General features: G+C 64.7%; 23 protein-coding genes and 2 pseudogenes. 18 read left to right on the plus strand and 7 right to left on the minus strand.

Annotated features, from left to right (window positions below; genetic code table 11):
• Nucleotides 1–50 precede the first annotated feature (50 nt).
• The 3 genes from K359_RS0119975 to K359_RS0119985 all read left to right on the plus strand — a co-directional run bounded on the left by K359_RS0119975 (nt 51) and on the right by K359_RS0119985 (nt 1,869).
• Nucleotides 51–587, plus strand: a complete 537-nt coding sequence (locus tag K359_RS0119975) for a TetR/AcrR family transcriptional regulator (RefSeq protein ID WP_029080934.1) — start codon at nt 51–53, stop codon at nt 585–587.
• A gap of 106 nt (nt 588–693) precedes the next feature.
• On the plus strand, nt 694–891 hold the full coding sequence (locus tag K359_RS0119980; RefSeq protein ID WP_029080935.1) for a Trm112 family protein: 198 nt from the start codon (nt 694–696) through the stop codon (nt 889–891).
• A gap of 63 nt (nt 892–954) precedes the next feature.
• A complete protein-coding gene (locus K359_RS0119985) occupies nt 955–1,869 on the plus strand; it encodes a S9 family peptidase (RefSeq protein WP_029080936.1) in 915 nt (304 codons plus the stop codon).
• Between the two features lie 12 nt (nt 1,870–1,881).
• Here the strand turns inward: K359_RS0119985 and K359_RS0119990 are convergent, their stop codons facing one another.
• Nucleotides 1,882–3,102 carry a ubiquinone biosynthesis hydroxylase gene (locus tag K359_RS0119990; RefSeq protein ID WP_029080937.1) on the minus strand — a complete coding sequence of 407 codons (1,221 nt, stop codon included), beginning with the start codon at nt 3,100–3,102 and terminating at the stop codon, nt 1,882–1,884.
• Nucleotides 3,103–3,293: 191 nt separating this feature from the next.
• On the opposite strand from K359_RS0119990, the gene tesB reads away from it, so the two are divergent.
• Entirely contained in the window at nt 3,294–4,154 is an 861-nt protein-coding gene (gene tesB / locus K359_RS0119995; protein WP_029080938.1) for an acyl-CoA thioesterase II, read from the plus strand.
• A 30-nt stretch (nt 4,155–4,184) separates the two neighbouring features.
• Here tesB and K359_RS66200 read toward each other — a convergent pair whose 3' ends face one another.
• Nucleotides 4,185–4,745 carry a GYF domain-containing protein gene (locus K359_RS66200; protein ID WP_029080939.1) on the minus strand — a complete coding sequence of 187 codons (561 nt, stop codon included), beginning with the start codon at nt 4,743–4,745 and terminating at the stop codon, nt 4,185–4,187.
• Between the two features lie 126 nt (nt 4,746–4,871).
• The gene (locus tag K359_RS0120005) at nt 4,872–5,762 is read right to left on the minus strand and encodes a DUF4339 domain-containing protein (RefSeq protein WP_029080940.1); all 891 of its coding nucleotides are present in this window, start codon (nt 5,760–5,762) and stop codon (nt 4,872–4,874) included.
• Nucleotides 5,763–6,091: 329 nt separating this feature from the next.
• Between K359_RS0120005 and K359_RS0120010 the strand changes: the two genes are divergently transcribed.
• From K359_RS0120010 to K359_RS0120050, 8 genes and pseudogenes are all read left to right on the plus strand, one after another.
• A complete protein-coding gene (locus K359_RS0120010; RefSeq protein WP_029080941.1) occupies nt 6,092–6,430 on the plus strand; it encodes a P-II family nitrogen regulator in 339 nt (112 codons plus the stop codon).
• Between the two features lie 98 nt (nt 6,431–6,528).
• Nucleotides 6,529–7,851 carry an ammonium transporter gene (locus K359_RS0120020; RefSeq protein ID WP_029080942.1) on the plus strand — a complete coding sequence of 441 codons (1,323 nt, stop codon included), beginning with the start codon at nt 6,529–6,531 and terminating at the stop codon, nt 7,849–7,851.
• Nucleotides 7,852–7,917: 66 nt separating this feature from the next.
• Entirely contained in the window at nt 7,918–8,232 is a 315-nt protein-coding gene (locus K359_RS0120025) for a helix-turn-helix transcriptional regulator (protein ID WP_029080943.1), read from the plus strand.
• Entirely contained in the window at nt 8,229–8,585 is a 357-nt protein-coding gene (locus K359_RS0120030; protein WP_029080944.1) for an SRPBCC domain-containing protein, read from the plus strand. The genes K359_RS0120025 and K359_RS0120030 overlap by 4 nt, the downstream gene beginning before the upstream one ends.
• 38 nt (nt 8,586–8,623) lie before the next feature.
• Nucleotides 8,624–9,225: pseudogene (locus K359_RS52455) on the plus strand (ATP-dependent Clp protease proteolytic subunit).
• A 316-nt stretch (nt 9,226–9,541) separates the two neighbouring features.
• Nucleotides 9,542–9,880 (plus strand): P-II family nitrogen regulator, encoded by a 339-nt coding sequence (locus K359_RS0120040; protein WP_029080945.1) that lies wholly within the window; start codon nt 9,542–9,544, stop codon nt 9,878–9,880.
• A gap of 39 nt (nt 9,881–9,919) precedes the next feature.
• On the plus strand, nt 9,920–11,368 hold the full coding sequence (locus K359_RS0120045) for an ammonium transporter (RefSeq protein ID WP_029080946.1): 1,449 nt from the start codon (nt 9,920–9,922) through the stop codon (nt 11,366–11,368).
• 210 nt (nt 11,369–11,578) lie between these two features.
• A complete protein-coding gene (locus K359_RS0120050; protein ID WP_029080947.1) occupies nt 11,579–11,983 on the plus strand; it encodes a GFA family protein in 405 nt (134 codons plus the stop codon).
• 331 nt (nt 11,984–12,314) lie between these two features.
• Here K359_RS0120050 and K359_RS0120055 read toward each other — a convergent pair whose 3' ends face one another.
• Nucleotides 12,315–12,788: an NUDIX hydrolase gene (locus K359_RS0120055; protein WP_029080948.1), complete on the minus strand. Its 474-nt coding sequence runs from the start codon at nt 12,786–12,788 to the stop codon at nt 12,315–12,317.
• A 180-nt stretch (nt 12,789–12,968) separates the two neighbouring features.
• Between K359_RS0120055 and K359_RS0120060 the strand changes: the two genes are divergently transcribed.
• The 4 genes from K359_RS0120060 (at nt 12,969) to K359_RS0120075 (ending at nt 18,586) form a co-directional block, all read left to right on the plus strand.
• Entirely contained in the window at nt 12,969–14,195 is a 1,227-nt protein-coding gene (locus K359_RS0120060; RefSeq protein WP_029080949.1) for an aminotransferase class I/II-fold pyridoxal phosphate-dependent enzyme, read from the plus strand.
• Nucleotides 14,196–14,211: 16 nt separating this feature from the next.
• Nucleotides 14,212–16,686: a DNA translocase FtsK gene (locus K359_RS0120065; RefSeq protein WP_029080950.1), complete on the plus strand. Its 2,475-nt coding sequence runs from the start codon at nt 14,212–14,214 to the stop codon at nt 16,684–16,686.
• Between the two features lie 127 nt (nt 16,687–16,813).
• Nucleotides 16,814–17,620 (plus strand): outer membrane lipoprotein carrier protein LolA, encoded by an 807-nt coding sequence (locus K359_RS0120070; RefSeq protein ID WP_035976813.1) that lies wholly within the window; start codon nt 16,814–16,816, stop codon nt 17,618–17,620.
• Nucleotides 17,621–17,770: 150 nt separating this feature from the next.
• A complete protein-coding gene (locus tag K359_RS0120075; RefSeq protein WP_029080952.1) occupies nt 17,771–18,586 on the plus strand; it encodes an exodeoxyribonuclease III in 816 nt (271 codons plus the stop codon).
• A gap of 146 nt (nt 18,587–18,732) precedes the next feature.
• Here K359_RS0120075 and K359_RS0120080 read toward each other — a convergent pair whose 3' ends face one another.
• Nucleotides 18,733–19,173, minus strand: a complete 441-nt coding sequence (locus K359_RS0120080) for a Crp/Fnr family transcriptional regulator (RefSeq protein ID WP_029080953.1) — start codon at nt 19,171–19,173, stop codon at nt 18,733–18,735.
• 57 nt (nt 19,174–19,230) lie between these two features.
• Nucleotides 19,231–19,917 (minus strand): response regulator transcription factor, encoded by a 687-nt coding sequence (locus K359_RS0120085; protein ID WP_016841446.1) that lies wholly within the window; start codon nt 19,915–19,917, stop codon nt 19,231–19,233.
• A 240-nt stretch (nt 19,918–20,157) separates the two neighbouring features.
• On the opposite strand from K359_RS0120085, the gene K359_RS0120090 reads away from it, so the two are divergent.
• On the plus strand, nt 20,158–20,697 hold the full coding sequence (locus K359_RS0120090) for a L,D-transpeptidase (protein ID WP_029080954.1): 540 nt from the start codon (nt 20,158–20,160) through the stop codon (nt 20,695–20,697).
• 103 nt (nt 20,698–20,800) lie between these two features.
• Nucleotides 20,801–21,585 (plus strand): annotated as a pseudogene (locus K359_RS52460) (2-keto-4-pentenoate hydratase).
• Between the two features lie 231 nt (nt 21,586–21,816).
• On the opposite strand, the gene K359_RS0120100 reads toward K359_RS52460, so the two are convergent.
• Complete coding sequence (locus K359_RS0120100; protein WP_029080955.1) at nt 21,817–22,521, minus strand: YggS family pyridoxal phosphate-dependent enzyme; 705 nt, start codon at nt 22,519–22,521, stop codon at nt 21,817–21,819.
• Nucleotides 22,522–22,581: the final 60 nt, after the last annotated feature.

The following is a 22,581-nucleotide window of genomic DNA, read 5'->3' on the forward strand; positions in this document are numbered from 1 at the left end:
TGGCGCCTGTCAATACAGTTGTGTATGGTCGACGGGGCGGACGGGGAACCATGACGGAACAGCTTTCAGCCAAGGACTGGCTCGATCAGGGCCTGAAGACATTGGCAAGGACCGGCTTCACGGCGCTGAAGGCCGAGCCGCTGGCCAAGGTCATGGGCGTCTCGCGCGGCAGCTTCTACTGGCATTTCGCCGACATCGCCGCCTACCGCAGCGCGATCCTCAACCATTGGCGTGAGGTCGCCGCCGAGCAGGTGATCGCCGAGTTGGAGACCATCCCGAAAGGCGACGAGGCGCTGGCGCTGTTGCTGCGCCGCGCCTTCTCGGCGCGGCTGGCGCTGGAACGCGCGGTCCGCAGCTGGGCCACCGTCGATGGCGAAGCGCGCGCCGCCGTGCTGGAGGTCGACCAGCGCCGGATCGGCTACATCGAAACCCTGCTCCGGCAGGCCGGCTTCCCCGACGACGTGGCGCGCGGCCGCGCGCAGATCTTCTACTGGGCATTCATCGGCTATGCGCTGTCCGAGCAGGCGCTGCCGAAGGCGCGGCAGCAGGCCGCGATCGACGAGCTGTTGCGCATGGCCAAGCGCTGACAGCCGGTATTTGCCTGTGCTACACGATGGCTAGTTTATTCTGACGCGTTTTCTTCACGCGAACCGGTGCCCACTTCGCTCGAAAACGCTCCAGTCGGAGACCGCAATGAATTCCACGACCGACCATCTCGACAGCACCGCCGACCCGAAGCTGCTCGAAATCCTGGTGTGCCCGATCACCAAGGGGCCGCTGGAATTCGACGCCGCGCGGCAGGAACTGATCTCGCGGTCCGCAAAACTCGCCTATCCGATCCGCGACGGCATCCCGATCATGCTGCCGGAAGAGGCGCGCAAGATCGACTAGAGCATGATCCGGAAAAGTGTGAAGCGGTTTTCCGAAAAGATCATGCTCCGATAAGAGGACCAAATGCGCATCCTCGTCACATGGCTGCTGCTGCTCGTCTCGCTGGCGAGCGCCGCAGCTGACGAGAGCAGGCTGCGCATCGGCCCCATTGACGCGGTGCTGACGGTCCCGCCTGACATCGCAAAGCCGCCGGTGGCGTTATTGATCGCCGGCTCCGGCTCGACTGATCACGACGGCAACGGGCCGCAGCTCAAGCCGGCAACGCTGAAAAAACTCTCCGAGCAGCTGGTCGCGCGCGGCATCGCGACACTGCGCTACGACAAGCGTGGCGCCAGCGAGTGGAAGAAGGAATTCGGTCGTCCCGAGGACTTTCGCTTCAAGGACTTCGTCGGCGACGCGGCGGCGCTGATCGACTATCTGCGCGGCAGCGGCCGATTCTCTCGTGTTGCGGTGGTCGGGCACAGCGAAGGCGGCATGGTCGCGATCCTCGCCGCACAGCGCGGGCCGGTCGACCGGCTGGTGCTGCTGGCAACGGCGGCGCGCAAGCAGGGCGACCTGTTGAAGGCGCAGCTCGAGAAGCGGCTGCCGCCGGACAAATTCGCGCCGATCGGAAAGGCCATCGATGACATCATGGCCGGGCGGATCGTCGACCCGCCGCCGGCGGGGCTTGCGATCGCGCCCGCGATGCAGCCCGCGATCGCATCCGGCTTCACCGAGGATCCGATCGATCCGATGCGAAAGATCACCGGGCCGACACTGATCATCGCCGGCGGCCGCGATCATCAGCTGGCGCGGCTCGACTTCCTCGCGCTCACCACCGCCGACGTCGCGGCCAAATCATTGTGGCTGCCGGATATGAATCACGTGCTGGTCGACGTCACCGACGCGACCGACGATGTGGCGAGCTACAATCAGCCGGAGCGGCCGCTCGACCCCGACCTGATCGACGCGGTGGCGGGATTCATTTCACAGAAATGATTGCCTCAGGCGCTACAGCGCCTCGCCCTTCAACAGCCGCGGCACCTCGCCGGACAGCCCCGCCGCCTGACGGATGAACATCTCCTTCAACGGCGGCGCACGGTCGACGAGGCCCAATCCGATGTCGCGGACGGTGCGCAGCAGGGTCGATTCGTTGGAGAACAGGAAGTTCAGCGAATTGGTGGCGACGCCCATCGCCATCGTGTCGAAGCGCCGCCAGCGCTGATAGCGCTCGAGCACGTCGGCCTGTCCGAGATCGATGCCGAGCCGCGCCGCATCGACCACGACCTCGGCCAGCGCCGCGACGTCCTTCAGGCCCATGTTGAGCCCCTGCCCCGCGATCGGGTGGATCACATGCGCGGCGTCGCCGATCAGCGCCAGCCGTTCGCCGATGAAGGAACGCGCGACGAAATAGCCGAGCGGGAACGCACGCGGCTTGTCGAGCGCCTTGATCTCGCCGAGATGCAGGCCGAAGCGCTGCTCGAGCTCGGCGTGGAATTCCTCGTCGTTCAACGCAATGATCCGCGCGGCGTCCTTGCGGGTCTCGGTCCACACCAGCGACGAGCGATTGCCGGTCAGCGGCAGGATCGCGAACGGGCCGGCGGGCAGGAAATGCTCCTCGGCGCGGCCGTGATGCGCGCGCTCATGCCCGACGGTGACGACGATGCCGGATTGATCATAGTCCCAGCCATGGGTCGCAATCCCGGCGCGCTCACGCAGCTTCGACCGCGCGCCGTCGGCTGCAACCAGCAGGCTCGCATCGATCACGGTGCCATCGGCCAGTGTCACGGTGACGCCATCGGGCCGTGATTCGAACGACGACACCGCGGTGGCACGCAGCTCGACGCCCTCGGCCTCGGCGCGGGTCGCCAGCGCATCGATCAGATAGCGGTTCTCGACCATATGGGCGAACGGCTCGCCGGGCTCGACATTGCCGGCAAAGGTCAAGAACACCGGACGCGTCGCATCCTCCAGCTTGGAGTCGGTCACGACCATGTCCGTGATCGGCTGCGCGGTGGGCGCGACCTGCCCCCAGACGCCAAGGGTCTCGAACAGCCGCCGGCAGGCCGCCACGATCGCGGTCGCGCGCGGATCGCGGCTCGGGCGCTGGCTGAGCGCCGGATCGGCCACAACGACCGGGATGTCCGGCCCAAGTCCCTGGCGCAACGCCACGGCCAGCGCCAACCCAGCAAATGCGCCCCCGCAGATGACAATACTACGTTGTGCCGGCATGCCGTTCCTTTACGCGCGCTGCGCTCTCAGACTGTGCTTGCTACCTGATAATAGCTGGGCGAAACAGGGGGCAGAAACAAGCCCGACGGTCATTCCGGGGCTCGCGAAGCGAGAACCCGGAATCTCGGGATTCCGGGTTCGATGCTGGCGCATCGCCCCGGAATGACGCCGAGACGACAACGAAAGCCCCCATGTCCAAGAGCCTGATCGACCTATTGTCCATCCTCGATCTCGAGCAGCTCGAGGTGAATTTGTTCCGCGGCAACAGCCCGAAGACGAGCTGGCAGCGCGTGTTCGGCGGCCAGGTGATCGGCCAGGCGATGGTGGCGGCCTGCCGCACCGTTGAGGGGCGCCTGCCGCATTCGATCCATTGCTATTTCATCCTGCCCGGCGATCCGCAGATCCCGATCATCTACCAGGTCGAGCGGCTGCGCGACGGCAAGAGCTACACCACGCGCCGCGTCACCGCGATCCAGCACGGCAACGCGATCTTCTCCATCATGGTGTCGTTCCATGCCGACGAGGAGAGCAACTTCAATCATCAGGAGAAGATGCCCGACGTGCCGCCGCCGGAGAAGCTGACCGCGGAGGAAGTCTCGAAGCAGCCGATGTTCAAGGAGATGCCGGAGTTCATCCGCCGCTACTACGAGAGCGACCGGCCGATCGAGCTGCGCCCGGTCGAGCTCGGCCGCTATTTCGGCCAGCAGATCGACGACGGCCGCATCCATGTCTGGATCCGCACCGCGGCGAAACTGCCCGACGATCCGGCGCTGCATCTGTGCGCGCTGGCCTATGCGTCGGATTTCTCGCTGCTTGATGCCGTGATGGCGCGCTACGGCCGCACGCTGTTCGACCGGCGCATGATGCCGGCAAGCCTCGACCACGCGATGTGGTTTCACCGCCCGTTCCGCGCCGACGAATGGCTGCTCTACGCGCAGGATTCGCCGAGCGCGCAGTCAGGCCGCGGCCTGACCCGCGGCTTGATCTTCAAGCCCGACGGCACGCTGGTGGCGTCCGTCGCGCAAGAGGGCTCGGTGCGCGAACGCAAATAGAGATTGCGCCACGCCGCCTCGTCCGCGCGATCAATCGTGCCCGGTGTCGCGCGGCACAAATGCGATTCGAAAGTCGCTGTATTTCTTTTCGAACGCCATCCGCAGGCAGACAATCGACCAGACCACGCCAACGACGGCGCCGGCCAGGCTGCTCATGGTTTTTGTCAGGGATGGCGGCGCACCGAACAGCCTCAACCCAAAGCCGATGAAGAATCCGAGCACAAAGCCGATCACGACTGATCCGAGAAACGACCGCCAAAGAAACAGCCAGTAGAACTTCAGCAATCTCCCGAGGGTGATGTCCAGTTCCTGGATTTTCCCCGTTCCCAGGGTTTGGCCGAGCGGGGCGTCGCCATTGCCGAATGATGGATCCAGCCGGGCCGCGCCTTGACCGAAGGCCTTCGTTGGCTGTGGCGCGTTGTTCAGGAGGCCGGGGACGTCACCGGCTTTGGTCCAGCTCGACATCCCTTCGCTCCAGACCAGCGTATCCGCGCTCACCTTTCGCCTGGCGAAGAGGTTGCGGAGTTCGGCGTCCGAACACGGGCCCTTTTGCTGGCCTTCGGATGCATAAAACCAGGATCGGTTCGACATTTCGTTTCCTCGAGGCGGCGCACCAGCGGAAACAGGCCAGCGGGACCGTTGGCGGGGGTGAGAAAGTCGGCATTTCGCGAGCGCCCCTCTCCCCGCAAGGACGAAGAGAGGGAGCGCCCTGCGAGCTTACGTGTTGGCGTAGGCGCCGCGCTCGGTCAGCGCGAATTGCGAGATGATCCAGTTCGCGTACCAGCGCAGCACCCACGGAATCGGGATCAGGAAGCTGCAGCCGACCGCGAACACGATGGTTCGCCACAGCACCTCGAGCCCGGTCGCATTGAAGGTGACCTCGCGGCGGGTGCCTTCGATGTTGCGGCAGATCCAGCGCATCCAGGCGGTCATCACCCAGGCCCAGCCGATGATGGTGATGGCCGAGATCACCATCAGCACATACCAGCCAACATAGACGGCCGGGCTGCCCTTGAAAGAGATCGGCAGCTCCTGGCCGTTCGAGCTGAGACGGCCTGTGATCCAGCGGACGATCATCCAGCTCAGGAAGCCCTGCACCGCCAGGGAAAGCAGCGAAACGATCGTGCTGTTGGCCGCGCTGGAGTAGGTCAGCAAGCCGAGGATGATAAAGACGTACCAAATATCGAGCGGCTGCCCGGTGAAGCCGAGATTCGGCCGGCCCGGCACGCGGATGTGGGGAATGGACCAGCGATACAGGGCGGTCGCGGTCCACGGCGCGGGGATCACGAAAATCTGGCCGATGAACATCAGGAGGCTGCGTCCGAACAGGCCCCAGATCGGGAAGTCGGCCGACAGCGCGCCTCCGCTGTAGCTTCCGGATGCCACCACCGGCGGCGGTCCGGCCTGCGGAAACGCCGGCGGCGCGCCCGCCACGCTCGGAACCAGGCCCGGGATCTCTCCGGCCTTCTGCCAGCCGGCCATGCCCTCGGTCCACACCAGGGTATCGGCCCCCACCATGCCACGGGTGATCAGGTCGCGGAGCTGAGCTTCAGGCAAAGGGCCCTTCTGCTGGCCTTCGGATGCATAAAACCAGTTTCGGTTCGACATTTTCTGTTTCCTCGGGGCGCGAGTGCACGCGCTGTGGCGAGAACGGGCCAGCAAGGACCGCTGGCCGGGGCGGGAAAGCCACATTGTGGCCGAGCGTTTCCATTCCGTACAGTGACGGCGCTCACCCGCTGCGCATGTTTTCCGCTTCAACCTGCAACTTTTTTATGCCATTTGCCCAGAAAGCTGCCAGATTTGGCGGACGCGAAATGCCGGCCCGGGATGGCAATTTGCCGCTCCGGGCGGCGGCACGTGCAAGCCCACGGGTACGGCACGCGCCGGCTCGGGGACGGGCGCGCACGGAAAACCTCAAGGGAATGAAGGCCTGAGCCATGAAACTCGTCGTCGCGATCATCAAACCGTTCAAGCTCGATGAGGTACGCCAGGCGCTGACCGCGATCGGCGTGCATGGCATGACGGTGACCGAGGTGAAGGGCTATGGCCGCCAGAAGGGCCATACCGAGATCTATCGCGGCGCCGAATATGTCGTGAATTTCCTGCCAAAGCTCCGGATCGAGATCGCCGTCGATACCGAGCTCGCCGAAAAGGCGGTCAGCGTCATCACCCAGAACGCCCGCACCGGCCAGATCGGCGACGGCAAGATCTTCGTGACGCCGATCGACCACGCTCTGCGCATCCGCACCGGCGAGACCGACAACGACGCGCTCTGAAGCTCAATCGAGATCGCCGCCGGCAACGATGCCGGCGCGCGCCAAATCCACACGCCAATAAATCACGTCAAGAAACCACGACACGCCGGGGAATGATGATGGGGGCACGAGCTCTTCGTGCAGCGATATCCGCTGCGCCGATCAATGCTGCAATCCTGTTCGCATGGGCCACGCCGGCCTTCGCGCAGGATCCCGGCGCCAACGCCTCCGGCATCAACCGCGCCGACACCGCCTGGATGATCGTCGCCACCGCGCTGGTGCTGATGATGACGATCCCGGGGCTTGCGCTGTTCTATTCCGGCATGGTGCGCAAGAAGAACGTGCTGGCGACGATGGCGCAGAGCCTCACGGCCGTTGCGATCGTCTCGATCCTCTGGGTCACCTTCGGCTATTCGCTGAGCTTCGTCGGCGACGGTCCATGGCTCGGCTCGCTCGACCGCTGGTTTATGGCCGGCATCACCATCGACAGCGTCAATCCGGCGGCGAAGACCATCCCCGAAGCGCTGTTCATGCTGTACCAGATGACGTTTGCGATCATCACCGTGGCGCTGGTCGCAGGCTCGGTCGCCGACCGCATGCGGTTCTCCGCCTATGTGCTGTTCTCGATCGGCTGGTTCGTCTTCGCCTATGTGCCGCTGGCGCATTGGGTGTGGGGCGGCGGCGTCCTCGCGCAGATCGGCGTGCTGGATTTTGCCGGCGGCCTCGTCGTGCATCTGTCCGCTGGAATCAGCGGCCTGGTCGCGGCCAAGGTGATGGGCAAGCGGCACGGCTATGGCAGCGATAATCTGTCGCCGTTCGATCTCTCGCTCGCTGTGATGGGCACCGGCCTGCTCTGGGTCGGCTGGTTCGGCTTCAATGGCGGCTCGGCACTCGCCGCCAATTCGCGCGCGGTGATGGCGATCACCGCCACCCACCTTGCGGCCTGTGCGGGCGCGCTGACCTGGGGCGCGATCGAATGGGCGACGCGTCGCAAGCCCTCGGTGCTCGGCATGATCTCGGGTGCGGTCGCAGGGCTCGGCACCATCACCCCGGCATCCGGTTTCGTCGCGCCGTGGCACGGCATCATCATCGGCATCATCGCCGGCCTGGTCTGCTTCTGGGCCTGCACCTGGCTGAAGCATCGCTTCCAGTATGACGATTCGCTCGACGTGTTCGGCGTCCACGGCATCGGTGGCCTGACCGGCACCCTACTCGCCGGCGTTTTCGCAGCGTCGGCGATCGGCGGCACGGCCGGCCTGCTCGAGGGCAATCCGAACCAGCTCCTGATCCAGCTCTACGGAGTCGTCGCCACGCTGGTCTGGTGCGGCGGCGTCACCTTCGTGCTGCTCAAACTGGTCAGCGCCTTCGTCCCCTTGCGGGTCTCGATGCAGCAGGAGCTCGAGGGCCTCGACATCTCGCAGCACGGCGAGGCGCTGCAGTAGGCGTCCGGCGCCCGGTTCAGCCAGTTCAGGCTTGCACGACACATAAGTATGTGCTTATGTGTTGTCATGGTCGACACCGATATCTTCAAGGCGCTGGCCGATCCGACCCGCCGCAAGGTCTTCGAGAAGCTGGCAGGCGGCAGTCTGAATGCCAGCGCCTTGCGCGACGGACTTCAGATCAGCCAGCCGGCGATGTCGCAGCACCTGGCGGTGCTGCGCGCGGCGGGGTTGGTGCGTGAACAGCGGCAGGGCCGCTTCGTGAATTATGAAGTCGACCCGGACGGGATCGCCAGCATCGGGACCTGGCTTGCCCGCTACCGCGCCTATTGGCCGAAGCGCATCGAAGCGCTCTCCGACCTGTTGAAGGACATGGATCAATGAGCGACACAGCTGAGCCTGAGCACGCCGACGCCGCCCTTGTCCTCGAATACCAACTCGATGCGCCGCCCGAAAAGGTATGGCGCGCGGTAACCATTCCAGCGCTGCGCGAACGCTGGCTGCCCGATTGCGATCTGTCAGGAGCCGAACCCGAATCGTCGGTGGCAGGTGAAGAAGTGCGCTATCGCCTGCGCGATTCCAGGCCGCCGTTTCGCGAAAGCCATGTCACCTTCCGGATCGAGCCGAACGAGGCCGGCGGCACCCGGTTTCGCATCATTCAGGAAGCCTGCGACGTCAGCGATAGGCGGCCGCGCGCAGCCAACAGCAACGGCCGCTGCCTGATGCGCGCGGCCTGATCACAAGCTTTATCATCTACTGACATGGGAGGTCGCCGATGCGCGACATGATGCAACTCGTCCCTATGGTCGTCGAGCAGTCGGCGCGCGGCGAACGGTCCTTCGACATCTATTCCAGGCTCCTGCGCGAACGCATCATCTTCCTCAACGGCGAGGTCAATGATGCGATGTCCGGACTGGTCTGCGCCCAGCTTCTGTTCCTCGAGGCCGACAACCCGAACAAGCCGATCAACCTCTACATCAACTCGTATGGCGGTGTGGTCACCAGCGGCCTTGCGATGTACGACACCATGCAGTTCATCAAGGCGCCGGTGCACACGCTGTGCATGGGCACCGCGCGTTCCATGGGATCGTTCCTGCTGATGTCCGGCGAACCCGGTCACCGCGCGGCGCTGCCGAACGCCAGCCTCCACGTCCATCAGCCGCTCGCGGCTTCCAGGGTCAGGCGTCCGACATCCTGATCCATGCCACCGAGATGCAGGCGACCAAGCGGCGCATCATCCGGCTTTATGCGCAGCATTGCGGGCGCTCCGAGGCCGATGTGGAACGAACGCTGGACCGCGATCACTTCATGTCGGCGGAGCAGGCGCTCGAATGGGGGCTGATCGACAAGGTCTTTGCAGCGCGGGACGCCGCCTAATGGCCCGGCAATACCTTATTTAAATACCTAACCCTGCCCCGCCGCTGGGCAGAATTGTGTCCAGACCCTGACCTGCTTCCGAATTAGACAGACCTGATTATATTTTAGGCGCGACGGAATAGCGCAGGGGCACATTCCCCCGGCAAAGCGGGAAAAGGTCCTGATTCATAATCCATTAGCGAACCCCCGCCGTTTGGCACGGCATTTGATTCTAAGGGTCCTGGCTGTGCCCGCGTAGTGAATGTCCTCCGCGTGGTGAACCTCAGTCGAAACTCCCGGCGTTCGTTCGCGCCGGGCCCAAGCGGGGATAGGACTCATGAAAATTGTTATGGCGATCATTAAGCCATTCAAGCTGGAAGAGGTCCGTGACGCCCTGACCGCCATTGGCGTTCACGGTCTCACGGTGACGGAAGTCAAAGGCTACGGCCGCCAGAAGGGGCACACGGAAATATATCGGGGCGCCGAATATGCCGTGAGCTTCCTGCCCAAGATCAAGATCGAGGTCGCAGTCGCCTCCGATCAGGTCGACAAGACCATCGACGCCATCACCTCCGCCGCCAAGACCGGACAGATCGGTGACGGCAAGATCTTCGTCATCAGCCTCGAGCACGCCGTGCGCATCCGCACCGGCGAGGCCGATGCCGCGGCCCTCTGATTTCGCGCTCAAACCTTAAGACCTCAGGAGTGAAATAACATGACGTTCAAGCGTCCCTATGGCGCGGGACTGGCGGCCCTCGCAGTCGGCCTCTTCGCCGCGACCGCCGCCTACGCCGAGCCAACCGTCAACAAGGGCGACAACGCCTGGATGCTGACCTCGACGGTGCTCGTGCTGTTGATGACCATCCCCGGCCTCGCGCTGTTCTATGGCGGTCTGGTCCGCTCCAAGAACATGCTCTCGGTGCTGGCCCAGGTGTTCTACACCGTCTGCATCGTCACCGTGCTCTGGGCCCTCTACGGCTACAGCCTCGCCTTCACCGGCGGATCCGACTTCATCGGCGGCTTCTCCAAGGCCTTCCTGATGGGCGTCACTCCGGACTCCAAGGCTGCGACCTTCTCGGTCGACGCCAACATCTCGGAGCTGGTCTACGTTTGCTTCCAGATGACCTTCGCGGCGATCACGCCGGCCCTCATCGTCGGCGCCTTTGCCGAGCGCATGAAGTTCGCGGCGATCGCGTTGTTCATCCCGATCTGGGTCACCGTGATCTACTTCCCGATCGCGCACATGGTCTGGTACTGGGCTGGCCCGGACGCGATCCAGGATGCCGCCAAGGCGCTCGCCGCTGCGGCTGACGGTGCGGCCAAGACCGCGGCGCAGGCCAAGCTCGACGCGGTCAACGCCGATGCCGGCTGGATCTTCAAGAAGGGTGCGATCGACTTCGCGGGCGGAACCGTCGTGCACATCAACGCCGGCATCGCCGGTCTCGTCGGCGCGCTGCTGATCGGCAAGCGCACCGGCTACGGCAAGGAGCTGATGGCTCCGCACTCGCTGACCATGACCATGATCGGCGCCTCGCTGCTCTGGGTCGGCTGGTTCGGCTTCAACGCCGGTTCGAACCTCGAAGCCAATGGTGGTGCTGCGCTCGCCATGACCAACTCCTTCGTGGCGACTGCCGCGGCGGCGCTGGCCTGGATGTTCGCGGAATGGATCATCAAGGGCCATCCCTCGCTGCTCGGCGCGCTCTCGGGCGCGGTCGCGGGCCTCGTCGCGGTGACCCCGGCGGCCGGTTACGCCGGTCCGATGGGTGCCATCGTGCTCGGCCTCGTGGTCGGCGTGGTCTGCCTGTTCTTCTGCACGGTCGTGAAGAACGCGCTCGGCTATGACGACTCGCTCGATGTGTTCGGCGTCCACTGCGTCGGCGGCATCATCGGCGCGCTCGGCACCGGCATCCTGGTCAACCCGGCGCTCGGCGGTGCAGGGATCATCGACTACACCGCGATCCCGCCGAAGGTTGCCGATTACGACTTCGCGGCGCAGATGATCTCCCAGGTTTGGGGCGTCTCCACCACGCTGGTGTGGTCGGGCATCGGCTCGGCGGTCCTCTACAAGATCGTCGACGTGATCGTCGGCCTGCGCGCCAACGTCGAGACCGAGCGTGAAGGCCTCGACATCACCGAGCACACGGAGCGCGCCTACAACATGTGAGTTCTCCCGGGGCGCGACCTCCCCAAGCGGTCGTTCCCAGAACTACGGTTCGGGCACATACCCGGCAATGTCCGGACCGTTGAGGGGCTCCAGCGCAAGTTGGAGCCCCTTTCTTTTTACGTCCATTGAGAAAATAATGTCGGAATTGCCTGCCATTGTGGAAAGACAGGCTACGGACAACAAAACAGACAACAAAGACCGGAGGACGTCATGAAGGTGCAAGGCAGGTGTTATTGCGGCAACGTGCGCTATGAGGCCGAGGGCGAACCGATGATGGCGGCGCAATGCCTGTGCCGCGAATGCCAGTACATCACCGGTGGCGGACCGAACATGTTCTTGGCGATGCCGACCACCGGCTTCAAATACACCGCCAGCGAGCCCAAGCAGTTTACCCGCAAGGACCTCGAGCGCGCCGTGACGCGCGAGTTCTGTCCCGAATGCGGCACGCATCTCGTGACCAAGGTGCCCGGACTGCCCGCCACGATCCTGAAGGTCGGCACCTTCGACGACCCCAGTGTGTTCACGCCGCAGATGACGATCTACACCTGCGACAAGCAGACCTTCCACCATGTGCCCGACGGCAAGCCGTCATTCGAGAAGCTGCCGGCGCGCTAAGGCGCGCGCTGTGCCGATGTTCCTGCGGTCGTCATGGCCGGGCTTGACCCGGCCATCCATCCCGCTTCCCAAGACTCTTGCCTAATTGATGGATGCCCGGTCAAGCCCGGGCATGACGAGCGCCCGCAGCTAACCTCCCTTTGAAAAGGGGAGGTCGCTTTGCTCGTCAGAGCAAAGCGGGTGGGGATCTGCTCTCTCCACCTACACGGTCGCCTGCGGCTGACCCCATCCCGACCTTCCCCCTTGCAGGGGGAAGGAGAGGACGGACCGTGACTCGCCGGCGCGAAGGACCGTGGATAGCTCGAAGCCGCGACAGTATCCGGCGGGCGTTTCAGTCGATCAGGACTTCTTCGGCCGGCAGCTCGCCGGGTGCTCCATCGCGCAGATATCTTTCAAGGATACCGGCGAGTGAAAGCGGTGTGAGCCGCTCACGCGCTTCGGACAGATCAGCGATCGGCCACCAGCGAAAGCAATCCAGCACTTTCGCCTCGACCTTGTCGGCCATCACAGGCGCGAATCTGTCAGCGTGAACAATCCGGTATTCTTCCTTCTGGGATATCCGACGGCCGCCCCAATTGAAGGTGTGGTGACGCCGCCAGACGGCGGGGCCTGGCGCGAATTCGGTCAGCCCCAATTCCTCGGCCAGTTCCCGCTTCAAGGTCGCTTCCGGCGTCTCGTCGCCCTCGATGCCGCCGCCCGGTGCGATCCAAAAACTGTCGCCGCCGTGCGGCGGGCGAATCCGCATCAGCAGGACCTCGCGTTCGCCCGTGATGATGAGGGCCCTGATGGCGCGGCGGTGAATCATGTCTCGGTGCAATTTCGGTGCGGTTCTGCGCGGCCAGCGCTGATATCACGCGCCGGCACATCGTGCCGCGGCGCCGATGGTTAATCGCGTCTTAACCTCGCCCTATCTATGGTGATTTGATCGGTTTACGGTCGGGTCCCCCTCACCCCCGACCGCAGTGAAAGTGCTGGCATTTCAACCATGGCAATGACCGCCTCATCCGGCCTGGCGCAGGGCGCCGGCGATGTCGCCTCCGCCGGCCAGGCCGAGCGTTCCCCGTTCTTGCGTACGACCGAGTTGCTGGCGCCGTATCAACCCGCCAAGCCCTTGATTACGCTGTCATTAGGCGAACCGCAGCACCCGGTGCCGGAATTCGTCGGGCCGGTGCTCGCCAAGCACACCGCCGAGTTCGGCCGCTACCCGATCGCCAAGGGCATCGAGCCGTTCCGCCGCGCAGTCGCGACCTGGCTGGGAAGCCGGTTCCAACTGGCGCGGCCGGTCGATCCGGAGAGCGAGGTGATGGTGCTGAACGGCAGCCGCGAGGGGCTGTTCTTCGCCGCAATCACTGCGTCGCGCTACGTCTCACAGCGCAAGGGCCGGCCGGCGATCCTGATGCCGAACCCGTTCTATCCGGCCTATGGCGCCGGCGCCCGCGCCGCCGACTGCGAGCAGATCTATCTGCCGACCACGCTCGCCAACGGTTTTCTGCCCGACCTCGATTCGATCGATGAGGCGACGCTGGCGCGCACCGTGGCGTTCTTCATCGCCTCGCCCGCCAATCCGCAAGGCTCGGTCGCCTCGCGCGCCTATTTCACGCGGCTGAAGCAGCTCGCCGATCGCCATGGCTTCATCATCCTGAGCGACGAGTGCTATTCGGAGATCTACACCCGCGAGGCGCCGGGCAGCATTCTGGAATGTGGCGGTCCCGACTTTACCAATGTCGTCGCGTTCCAGTCGCTGTCGAAGCGCTCGAACCTGCCGGGCATGCGCGTCGGCTTCGCCGCCGGCGATCGAAAGTTCCTGGCCGCGTTCCACGAGCTGCGCAATGTCGCCGCACCGCAGGTGCCGGTGCCGCTGCAGCATGTCGCGGTCGCCGCCTATAGCGACGAGGCGCATGTCGAAGAGAATCGCAGGCTCTATCGCATCAAGTTCGATTTCGCCGACCAGATCCTCGGCAACCGCTACGGGTACAAGCGTCCCGCCGGCGGCTTCTGCGTCTGGCTCGACGTCTCGGAACGCGGCGGCGACGAGGCCGCGGCGGTCAGGCTCTATCGCGACGCCGGCGTCCGCGTGATTCCCGGCAGTTATCTGGCGCGCGAACAGAACGACGGTTCCAATCCGGGCGCGGGCTATATCCGCCTTGCGCTGGTCTCCGACAGTGAATCGACGGCCGAGGCGATGCATCGCCTGGTCGAAACCCTGGGTTAATCGCGAAGCGCGAAGATTGAGTATGCCAGCGATCGAACGTGTCATCCCCCTGGTCGGCCATCTGCCGCTCTCGTTGCGCGAGGCGCTGGCGCGACGGCTGCGCGAACTGACCGGGCTCGGCCTGATCGCGCTGTCCGGCGCCATCACTGCCGCGCTGATGACCTGGTCGGTGCAGGATCCGTCGCTGAGCCACGCCACCTCGCGCGCGATCCGCAACGTGCTCGGCTATCCCGGCGCGATCGGCGCCGACCTCCTGATGCAGATCCTCGGGCTCGGCGCGATCATGCTGCTGCTGCCGGTGGCTGTCTGGGGCTGGCGGATGCTGACGCACCGTCCGTTCGACCGCGAGGCCTTGCGGCTCGGCTGCTGGATCCTGTGCACGGTGATCGCGGCCGGCTTTGCCAGCTGCTGGCCACACAACACTTCATGGCCGCTGCCGACAGGGCTCGGCGGCGTCGTCGGCGACGCGCTGCTGCGCGCACCCGCCGTGGTGTTCGGCCCGCCCGGCTTCATCTATCGCGTCGTGCTCGGCCTGGTGTTGTTCGTCGCGATGGCGGCGGCCTTCCTGTTCGCCTGCGGCTGGGGCGCCCAGGAGCAAGACGACGAGCTGACGCCGATCACCGATGACGACGAGCCGTTCGTCGAGGAGGAAGACAGCGACCGCAGCTCGGTCTCGCTGGGCTGGCTGTTTCACGCGGTGATGAGTACCAAGGCCCGGCTCGGCTGGTTGTTCACCACCGCCTACAGATCGCTGGTGTCGAGCGGAGCGCAGGGTCGCACGGCGGCGTTCGAGCGCCAGGAGCCCAATATCGGCGCCGGCCGCACCGCGCCGTCGATCGCGCCCGCCGCCGAAGACGACGATCATGACGAGGACGAAGCCTTCGACGACGAGGAAGAAGACGACGAGGAGGAAGCTCCCGCCGCCCGCGCCCCGCGCAAGAAGGCCGAGCCGAAGCCGAAGAAGAAGAATTCCGACAAGTTCGAGCTGCCGTCGGTCTCCGTGCTCAGTGCGCCGAAGGCGAGCGACCGCCAGCCACTGAGCAAGGCCGAGCTGGAAACCAATTCGCGTGCGCTCGAAGGCGTGCTGCAGGACTTCGGCGTGCGCGGCGAGATCGTCAAGGCCAATCCTGGCCCGGTCGTCACGCTGTACGAGCTCGAGCCCGCGCCTGGCATCAAGTCGTCGCGCGTGATCGGGCTGTCCGACGACATCGCGCGTTCGATGAGCGCGCTGTCGGCTCGCGTCGCCGTCGTCGCCGGCCGCAATGCGATCGGCATCGAGCTGCCGAACGCGCATCGCGAGAAGGTCTATCTGCGCGAACTGCTGGTCGCCAAGGAGAGCGTCGATTCGGTGGCAAAACTGCCGCTGTGCCTCGGCAAGACGATCGGCGGCGATCCCGTCATCATCGACCTTGCGCGCACACCGCACATGCTGATCGCCGGCACCACCGGCTCGGGCAAATCGGTCGCGATCAACACCATGATCCTCAGCCTGGTCTACCGGCTGCGCCCGGATCAGTGCCGCCTGATCATGGTCGACCCGAAGATGCTCGAACTCTCCGTCTATGACGGCATCCCGCATCTGTTGACGCCCGTCGTCACCGATCCGAAGAAGGCGGTGGTGGCGCTGAAATGGGCCGTGCGCGAGATGGAAGAGCGCTACAAGCGCATGGCCAAGCTCGGCGTGCGCAACATCGACGGCTACAACCAGCGTCTCGTCGAAGCCAAGGGCAAGGGCGAGGAGCTGACCCGCACCGTGCACACCGGCTTCGACAAGGAGAGCGGTAAGGCGATCTACGAGGAAGAGAAGCTCGACCTCGAGCCGCTGCCCTACATCGTCATCATCGTCGACGAAATGGCCGACCTGATGATGGTCGCCGGCAAGGACATCGAAGGCGCGGTGCAGCGCCTCGCGCAGATGGCGCGCGCCGCCGGGTTGCATGTGATCCTCGCCACGCAGCGTCCGTCGGTCGACGTCATTACCGGCACGATCAAGGCGAACTTCCCGACCCGCATCGCCTTCCAGGTGACGTCGAAGATCGACAGCCGCACCATCCTGGGCGAGATGGGCGCCGAGCAGCTGCTCGGCCAGGGCGACATGCTCTATATGGCAGGCGGCGGCCGCATCAGCCGCGTCCATGGCCCGTTCGCATCCGACGAGGAAGTCGAGAAGGTGGTGCGTCACCTCAAGACGCAAGGCCAACCCGAATACCTCGAAGCCGTTACCGCGGAAGAGCCGACCGACGAGGACGGCGCCGTGTTCGACGCCACCGGCATGGGTGGCGACGGCGGCGGCGATCTGTTCACGCAGGCGGTTGCGATCGTCAAGCGCGACCGCAAGGCGTCGACCTCCTACATCCAGCGCCGCCTGCAGATCGGCTATAACCGCGCCGCCTCGCTGATGGAGCGGATGGAACTTGAGGGCATTGTCGGCCCGGCGAATCACGCCGGAAAGCGCGAAATCCTGGTCGGGGAAGAAGAAGGCCAGTTCTGATCGGGGGCGATCATCACGGAAAAACCATATCTCCCTCGGAAGAGGCGGGATAAAATCCGACCAAGCGGGACGAGCGTCGAACAGAGACCTGACATATCTGATGGCAAATCACCTCATTGACCGCGGCATGCGCACCGCGCTGGCTGTTCTCGCCGCCGCCGCGATCGCCGGCGCCGCAACCGCGCAGAACACGCCGGCGCCGAAGCCCGCACCCAACGCGGCACCGAAGGCTGCGCCGAAGGCCAGGGACGCTGCGAAGGATGCCGGCGCGCAGACCAATGCGGACAAGGGCCCGACCACCACCGGCGCCACCCAGGCACCGCCGAACCCGGTGATTCCCGATCCGCGCCGCAACGTCCCCGCCAACATCTTCCAGACCTTCGACGCCAATCAGAAGGCGCAGGCCGCCAAGGTCTCGGCCTATCTGTCGTCGCTGCAGACGCTGGTCGGGAATTTCGTCCAGGTCGGCCCCGACGGCAGCAAGACCAAGGGCGACTTCTACATCCAGAAGCCCGGCAAGCTGCGCTTCGAATATGACGATCCGAGCCCGATCGAGGTGATCGCCGACGGCTCGTCGGTCGCGGTGCGCGACCGCAGGCTCGCTACCCAGGACGTCTATCCACTGTCGCAGACCCCGCTGCGCTATCTGCTGTCGGACCGCATCGACCTGATGAAGGACACCAACGTCATCAGCGTCACCGCCGATGACGTGTTCGTCAGCATCACCATCGAGGAGAAGCAGGCGCTGGTCGGCACCAGCCGCTTCCTGCTGATGGTCGGCGCCAAGGACGGCAAGCTCAAGCAGTGGACCGTCACCGACCCGCAAGGCTACGACACCACAGTTGCGGTCTACAATCTCGACGCGACGCAGAAGCCCGATCCGGGGCTGTTCAAGATCGACTTCACGACCTATCCGGGCTCGTCGCCGGGCTAGGCGAGATGCGTAGGGCGGGTTAGCGCAGCGTAACCCGCCGCACTTGCGCGGATGGACGGCGGGTTACGCCTACGGCTAACCCGCCCTACGATCCTTGCTTGTGGACAACGCGCCAATCCGCCGCGAGAACCGTGCTAAGACGCAGCTCTCATGCGGTTCTCCGTCACCACCTGGAACATCAACTCGGTGCGCCTGCGCATCGACATCGTCGCCAAATTCCTGAAGAGCGCGCGGCCGGATGTGCTGTGCCTGCAGGAGACCAAATGCATCGACGATGCGTTTCCGCTGAAGCGCTTCAAGCGGCTCGGCTATGAGCACGTCGCCCTGAACGGACAGAAGGGCTATCACGGCGTCGCCATCGTCTCGCGCCTGCCGTTCGAGACGACCGACATCCGGACGTTCTGCGACAAGATCGATTCGCGGCACATTTCGGTGTCCTTCGGAGAAAAGGCGCAGCTCGCAAAGCCTGTGGTGCTGCATAATTTCTACGTGCCGGCCGGTGGCGACATTCCCGATCCCGCGCTTAATCCGAAGTTCGAGCACAAGCTGCAATTCCTCGACGAGATGAAGGCGTGCGAGCCGCTGCATCCGCGCGGTGACGCCCGCCACATCCTGGTCGGCGACCTCAACGTCGCGCCGCATGAGCACGACGTCTGGTCGCACAAGCAGCTGTTGAAGGTGGTCTCGCACACGCCTATCGAGACCGAGAAACTGCTCGCGGCGCAGGCGCATGGCGAATGGTTCGACATCGCGCGCGAGCGGATCCCGATGTCGGAAAAGGTCTACACCTGGTGGAGCTACCGCGCCGCCGATTGGACCGCCGGCGACCGCGGCCGCCGGCTCGATCACATCTGGGTCTCGCGCGCGCTGAAGGATCACGTCAGCGACTTCAAGATCACCCGCGACGCCCGCGGCTGGGAGCGCCCGTCGGACCACGTGCCGGTGACGGCGGTGATGGAGGTTTAAGGCTGACGTCAAACCCTGACCCGTCACCCTAAGGAGCGCGCTCTTGCGCGCGTCTCGAAGGGTCGACGGCCACCAGCGGGGCCGTTCATCCTTCGAGACGGCCGCGCTGCGGCCTCCTCAGATGACGGATTGTAGAACGACGACGGTTACGTGCTCAGCTTCCCGCCTGCGATCAGAATATCGCTCGCGAGCTGGCTGGTGCGCAGCGCGAGTTCGTCGCGCAGCCGGCGGGCCGCGCCGGGGTCGCTTTCCAACACGCGCTGGAACAGGCTGCGCGCGATGCGGATCACGGAGCCGCGCTCCAGTGCGGTGGCGGTCGACGGCCGCTTCATCGCGACGATCAATGCGAGCTCGCCGATCAGCGCGCCGGGGCCGGCGATGATTTCGGCGCCACCTTCCTCGACCCGAAAGGTGCCGCGCTGCACGACATAGCCGGCATCGGCGGCGTCGCCGACCTTGAACAGCACCTCGCCTGCATTGAAATCACGTTGCTCGGAGCCGATCGCTAGCATGCGCAAGGAACTCTCGCCCAACAGACGCATCGTCGGGACCCGCTCAAGCAGGGCTACGTCATCATCGATCGACATTCAGGGCCGGTAACCGCGGTGCGCCTCGATTTCACGAATCGTCGAGCGCGAAGCGTATCACGGCACCAGCTTGTAGCCACCGGCTTCCGTCACCAGGATTTCCGGGTTGGCGGCGTCCTTCTCGATCTTCTGGCGGAGGCGGTAGATGTGGGTTTCCAGCGTGTGGGTGGTGACACCGGAATTGTAGCCCCAGACTTCCTGGAGCAGAGTCTCGCGCGACACCGGCATCTGGCCGGCGCGGTAGAGGAAGCGCAGGATCGCGGTTTCCTTCTCGGTCAGCCGCACCTTCCTGGCATTGGCGCCGGTCAGCATCTTCGAGCCGGGGCGGAACGAGTAGGGGCCGACCGAGAATACCGCGTCCTCGCTGGCCTCGTGCTGGCGCAGCTGCGCCCTGATCCGGGCCAGCAGCACCGCGAAGCGGAACGGCTTGGCCACATAGTCGTTGGCGCCGCTTTCCAGGCCGAGGATGGTGTCGGAATCGGTGTCGTGGCCGGTCAGCATGATGATCGGAGCCTTGAAGCCGCCCTTGCGCAAGCTGCGGACCACTTCGCGGCCGTCGGTGTCGGGCAGGCCGACATCCATCAAGACCAGATCGGGGGAATTGGCTTTGGCGGCAGTGGCGCCCTTGGCGCCGGTGTCGACTGCGGAGGCTTCGAATTCCTCGTGCAGTGACAGCTGCTCGACCAGCGTATCGCGCAGATCGGTATCGTCATCCACGATCAAGATCTTGCGGGCATTGGCCATATGGTCATCCTTCGGGGGCGGGGCGGTCAGAAGCGGGCAGCGCTTACGGCCGTAGGTAGGCTACATACGCTCTCAGGTAGGCGATCATTACCGATTCACAAGGCAACGCAGCTTACCTCAAATCCGGCGGGGCAGGACGTGAATGTCCTGTAATGCCGGGAGATAGAATGATCTGCTCGTCCAAGGCAAGTTTAGTTTGGAACGATTCTTAAAGGAACATCAGCTATTTCAATCACTTATATGACAGATAAACGTGATCATCCGCTCTCGCTCATCGAAGTCCGGCGTGCCGCCGGCGACCCGCGCCGCGGCTGGCTTTCGGCCGACGGTTGGACCGTGCCGGTGGCGCTCGGGCGCGGCGGAATTCTCGCCAACAAGCGCGAAGGCGACGGCGGCACCCCGCGCGGCATCTTCCATCCGAGGCAACTCTGGTGGCGCGCCGACCGGCACCGGCAGCCAAAGACCTTGCTGCCGGCCCGGCCGATCCGCCGCGAGGATGCCTGGTGCGAGGACCCCAGAGATCGCCACTACAACCGGCCGATCAGGCTCGATCGGGAGCAGGGCGGCGACCGCCTGACCCGCGCGGATCATCTCTACGACTTTATTGTCGAGATCGATCACAACGCCGCACCCCGCGTCGCCGGTCGCGGCAGCGCCGTATTCCTGCATCTGGCGCGGCCGAATTTTGCGCCGACCGCGGGCTGCGTCTCGATGACGAAGACCTCGATGCTGCGGCTGTTGCGACGGATGTCTTCGCAGACCAGGATCGTCATCGGGTAGGGTGTTGCAATAGCTGAGCATCGGTTTTCCCACGCGACAAGCGCGACGCGTTTGTGGTGAGATTGCGCGCAACACAAAAATATTCCCGCGGGAGCGAAGAACCATGCTCGACAACAACGAGATCGCGGCCGCCGCAAAAGTCCTGCACGATCACTGGCACGCCGGAACAAAACTCGGCGCGCTCGACGGCGCGATGCGGCCGCGCGATCGCGCCGAGGCTATGCGGTGCAGGCTCAGCTAGAAAAGACGTCGCGCGAAAAACTGTTCGGCTGGAAGATCGCGGCGACCAGCGAGGCCGGCCAGAAGCACATCAATGTCGCGGGACCGCTCGCCGGACGCATCCTCGCCGAGACGCTGATCGCTGATGGCGGCACGGCGTCGATGAAGGGCAACGAGATGCGCGTCGGCGAACCGGAATACGCCTTCCGCATGGCGCGCGATCTCGTGCCGCGCACGACGCCCTACAGCGTGCAGGAGGTGTTGGAGGCAGTCGGCACGCTGCATCCGGCGATCGAGATTCCGGATTCGCGCTTCGCGGATTTCGTCTCCGCCGGCGAAGCGCAGCTGATCGCCGACAATGCCTGCGCGCATCTGTTCGTGCTCGGACCTGCGACGTCAGCGGACTGGCGTGCGATCGATCTTGTCGAAGAACGCCCGCTCATTACACTGCGCGGCGAGCGCTACACCGGCCACGGCAAGAACGTGCTCGGCGATCCCCTGATAGCACTTACCTGGTGCGCCAACGAGCTGTGCGCGCTCGGGCTGACCTTGCGGGCAGGGCAGGTCGTCACCACAGGCACCTGCCACCCGCCGCTGCCGATCGCAGCCGGCGATCATTTCCAGGCGGATTTCGGCGCGATCGGAAAAGTGTCGGTGAAGTTCGCGTAGGCGGCGCACGCGCCACACACTCCGCCGTCGTCCCTGCGAAGGCCGGGACCGCGGCCATCAGACATTCTTCCAACAGCCGAGCCAACACCGTCATCCTGAGGTGCGAGCGGAGCGAGCCTCGAAGGGTGCACGGCCCGGCTGGTGGCCGTCGATCCTTCGAGACGCCGCTTCGCGGCTCCTCAGGATGACGGGTTTAATCTCGGTGTGATCCCAGCGAACCGCCCTGCAACACTACGCGTGCGCCACCGTCCGCGTCCCAAAAATCGCCGAGCCCACCCGCACATGGGTGGCGCCCATCTGGATCGCCACGGCAAAATCCGCGCTCATCCCCATCGACAAATTCTTCAGCCCGTTGCGCGCGGCGATCTTGGCGCACAGCGCGAAGTGCGGCGCCGGCGCCTGGTCGACAGGGGGGATGCACATCAGCCCCGAGATCGGCAGGCCATATTTGTCGCGGCACGCGGCGATGAAGCTATCGGCGTCCTGCGGCGCGACGCCGGCCTTCTGCGGCTCCTCCCCGGTATTGATCTGGACGAACAGGTCCGGGTGCTTCTGCTGATTTTTGATTTCCTTGGCTAACGCTTCGCAAATGCTGGTGCGATCCACCGAATGGATCGCGTCGAACAGCGCGACCGCCTCCTTGGCCTTGTTCGACTGCAGCGGCCCGATCAGATGCAGCTTCAATCCTGGACTAACCTGGATTAACTCCGGCCACTTGCCCTTGGCTTCCTGCACGCGATTTTCGCCAAATGCGCGCTGACCCGCGCCGATAATCGGCAAAATTGCGTCGGCAGCAAAGGTCTTCGACACCGCGATCAGCGTCACCGATGCGCGGTCGCGCCGCGCTTCCTTGCAGGCATGCGCGATCTCCCGCTCCACGGCGGCGAGGCCGTGTGGTGAATCGGCCGATAACGGCGTGGTCGGGCTTTGCGTCATGCTTGTGCCGTTCTCTGACAGGATGCGGGGGTTGGCTCGAATTTTACCAAATTCGGGAAA

The sequence above is a fragment of the Bradyrhizobium sp. th-b2 genome (assembly GCF_000426785.1).
GTDB classification, from domain to species: domain Bacteria; phylum Pseudomonadota; class Alphaproteobacteria; order Rhizobiales; family Xanthobacteraceae; genus Bradyrhizobium; species Bradyrhizobium septentrionale.

Excerpts from the sequence above, each read along its gene's own strand:
- K359_RS0120085 (WP_016841446.1), bottom strand. The coding sequence starts at position 19,917 with ATGGCCAATGCCCGCAAGATCTTGATCGTGGATGACGATACCGATCTG.
- K359_RS0120060 (WP_029080949.1), top strand. The coding sequence starts at position 12,969 with ATGGCAATGACCGCCTCATCCGGCCTGGCGCAGGGCGCCGGCGATGTC.
- K359_RS0120045 (WP_029080946.1), top strand. The coding sequence starts at position 9,920 with ATGACGTTCAAGCGTCCCTATGGCGCGGGACTGGCGGCCCTCGCAGTC.
- K359_RS0120090 (WP_029080954.1), top strand. The coding sequence starts at position 20,158 with ATGACAGATAAACGTGATCATCCGCTCTCGCTCATCGAAGTCCGGCGT.
- K359_RS0120030 (WP_029080944.1), top strand. The coding sequence starts at position 8,229 with ATGAGCGACACAGCTGAGCCTGAGCACGCCGACGCCGCCCTTGTCCTC.
- K359_RS0120005 (WP_029080940.1), bottom strand. The coding sequence starts at position 5,762 with ATGTCGAACCGAAACTGGTTTTATGCATCCGAAGGCCAGCAGAAGGGC.
- K359_RS0119990 (WP_029080937.1), bottom strand. The coding sequence starts at position 3,102 with ATGCCGGCACAACGTAGTATTGTCATCTGCGGGGGCGCATTTGCTGGG.
- K359_RS0120100 (WP_029080955.1), bottom strand. The coding sequence starts at position 22,521 with ATGACGCAAAGCCCGACCACGCCGTTATCGGCCGATTCACCACACGGC.
- K359_RS0119975 (WP_029080934.1), top strand. The coding sequence starts at position 51 with ATGACGGAACAGCTTTCAGCCAAGGACTGGCTCGATCAGGGCCTGAAG.
- K359_RS0120020 (WP_029080942.1), top strand. The coding sequence starts at position 6,529 with ATGGGGGCACGAGCTCTTCGTGCAGCGATATCCGCTGCGCCGATCAAT.
- K359_RS0120070 (WP_035976813.1), top strand. The coding sequence starts at position 16,814 with ATGCGCACCGCGCTGGCTGTTCTCGCCGCCGCCGCGATCGCCGGCGCC.
- K359_RS0120040 (WP_029080945.1), top strand. The coding sequence starts at position 9,542 with ATGAAAATTGTTATGGCGATCATTAAGCCATTCAAGCTGGAAGAGGTC.
- tesB (WP_029080938.1), top strand. The coding sequence starts at position 3,294 with ATGTCCAAGAGCCTGATCGACCTATTGTCCATCCTCGATCTCGAGCAG.
- K359_RS0120055 (WP_029080948.1), bottom strand. The coding sequence starts at position 12,788 with ATGATTCACCGCCGCGCCATCAGGGCCCTCATCATCACGGGCGAACGC.
- K359_RS0120010 (WP_029080941.1), top strand. The coding sequence starts at position 6,092 with ATGAAACTCGTCGTCGCGATCATCAAACCGTTCAAGCTCGATGAGGTA.
- K359_RS0120050 (WP_029080947.1), top strand. The coding sequence starts at position 11,579 with ATGAAGGTGCAAGGCAGGTGTTATTGCGGCAACGTGCGCTATGAGGCC.
- K359_RS0119980 (WP_029080935.1), top strand. The coding sequence starts at position 694 with ATGAATTCCACGACCGACCATCTCGACAGCACCGCCGACCCGAAGCTG.
- K359_RS0119985 (WP_029080936.1), top strand. The coding sequence starts at position 955 with ATGCGCATCCTCGTCACATGGCTGCTGCTGCTCGTCTCGCTGGCGAGC.
- K359_RS0120075 (WP_029080952.1), top strand. The coding sequence starts at position 17,771 with ATGCGGTTCTCCGTCACCACCTGGAACATCAACTCGGTGCGCCTGCGC.
- K359_RS0120080 (WP_029080953.1), bottom strand. The coding sequence starts at position 19,173 with ATGTCGATCGATGATGACGTAGCCCTGCTTGAGCGGGTCCCGACGATG.
- K359_RS66200 (WP_029080939.1), bottom strand. The coding sequence starts at position 4,745 with ATGTCGAACCGATCCTGGTTTTATGCATCCGAAGGCCAGCAAAAGGGC.
- K359_RS0120025 (WP_029080943.1), top strand. The coding sequence starts at position 7,918 with ATGGTCGACACCGATATCTTCAAGGCGCTGGCCGATCCGACCCGCCGC.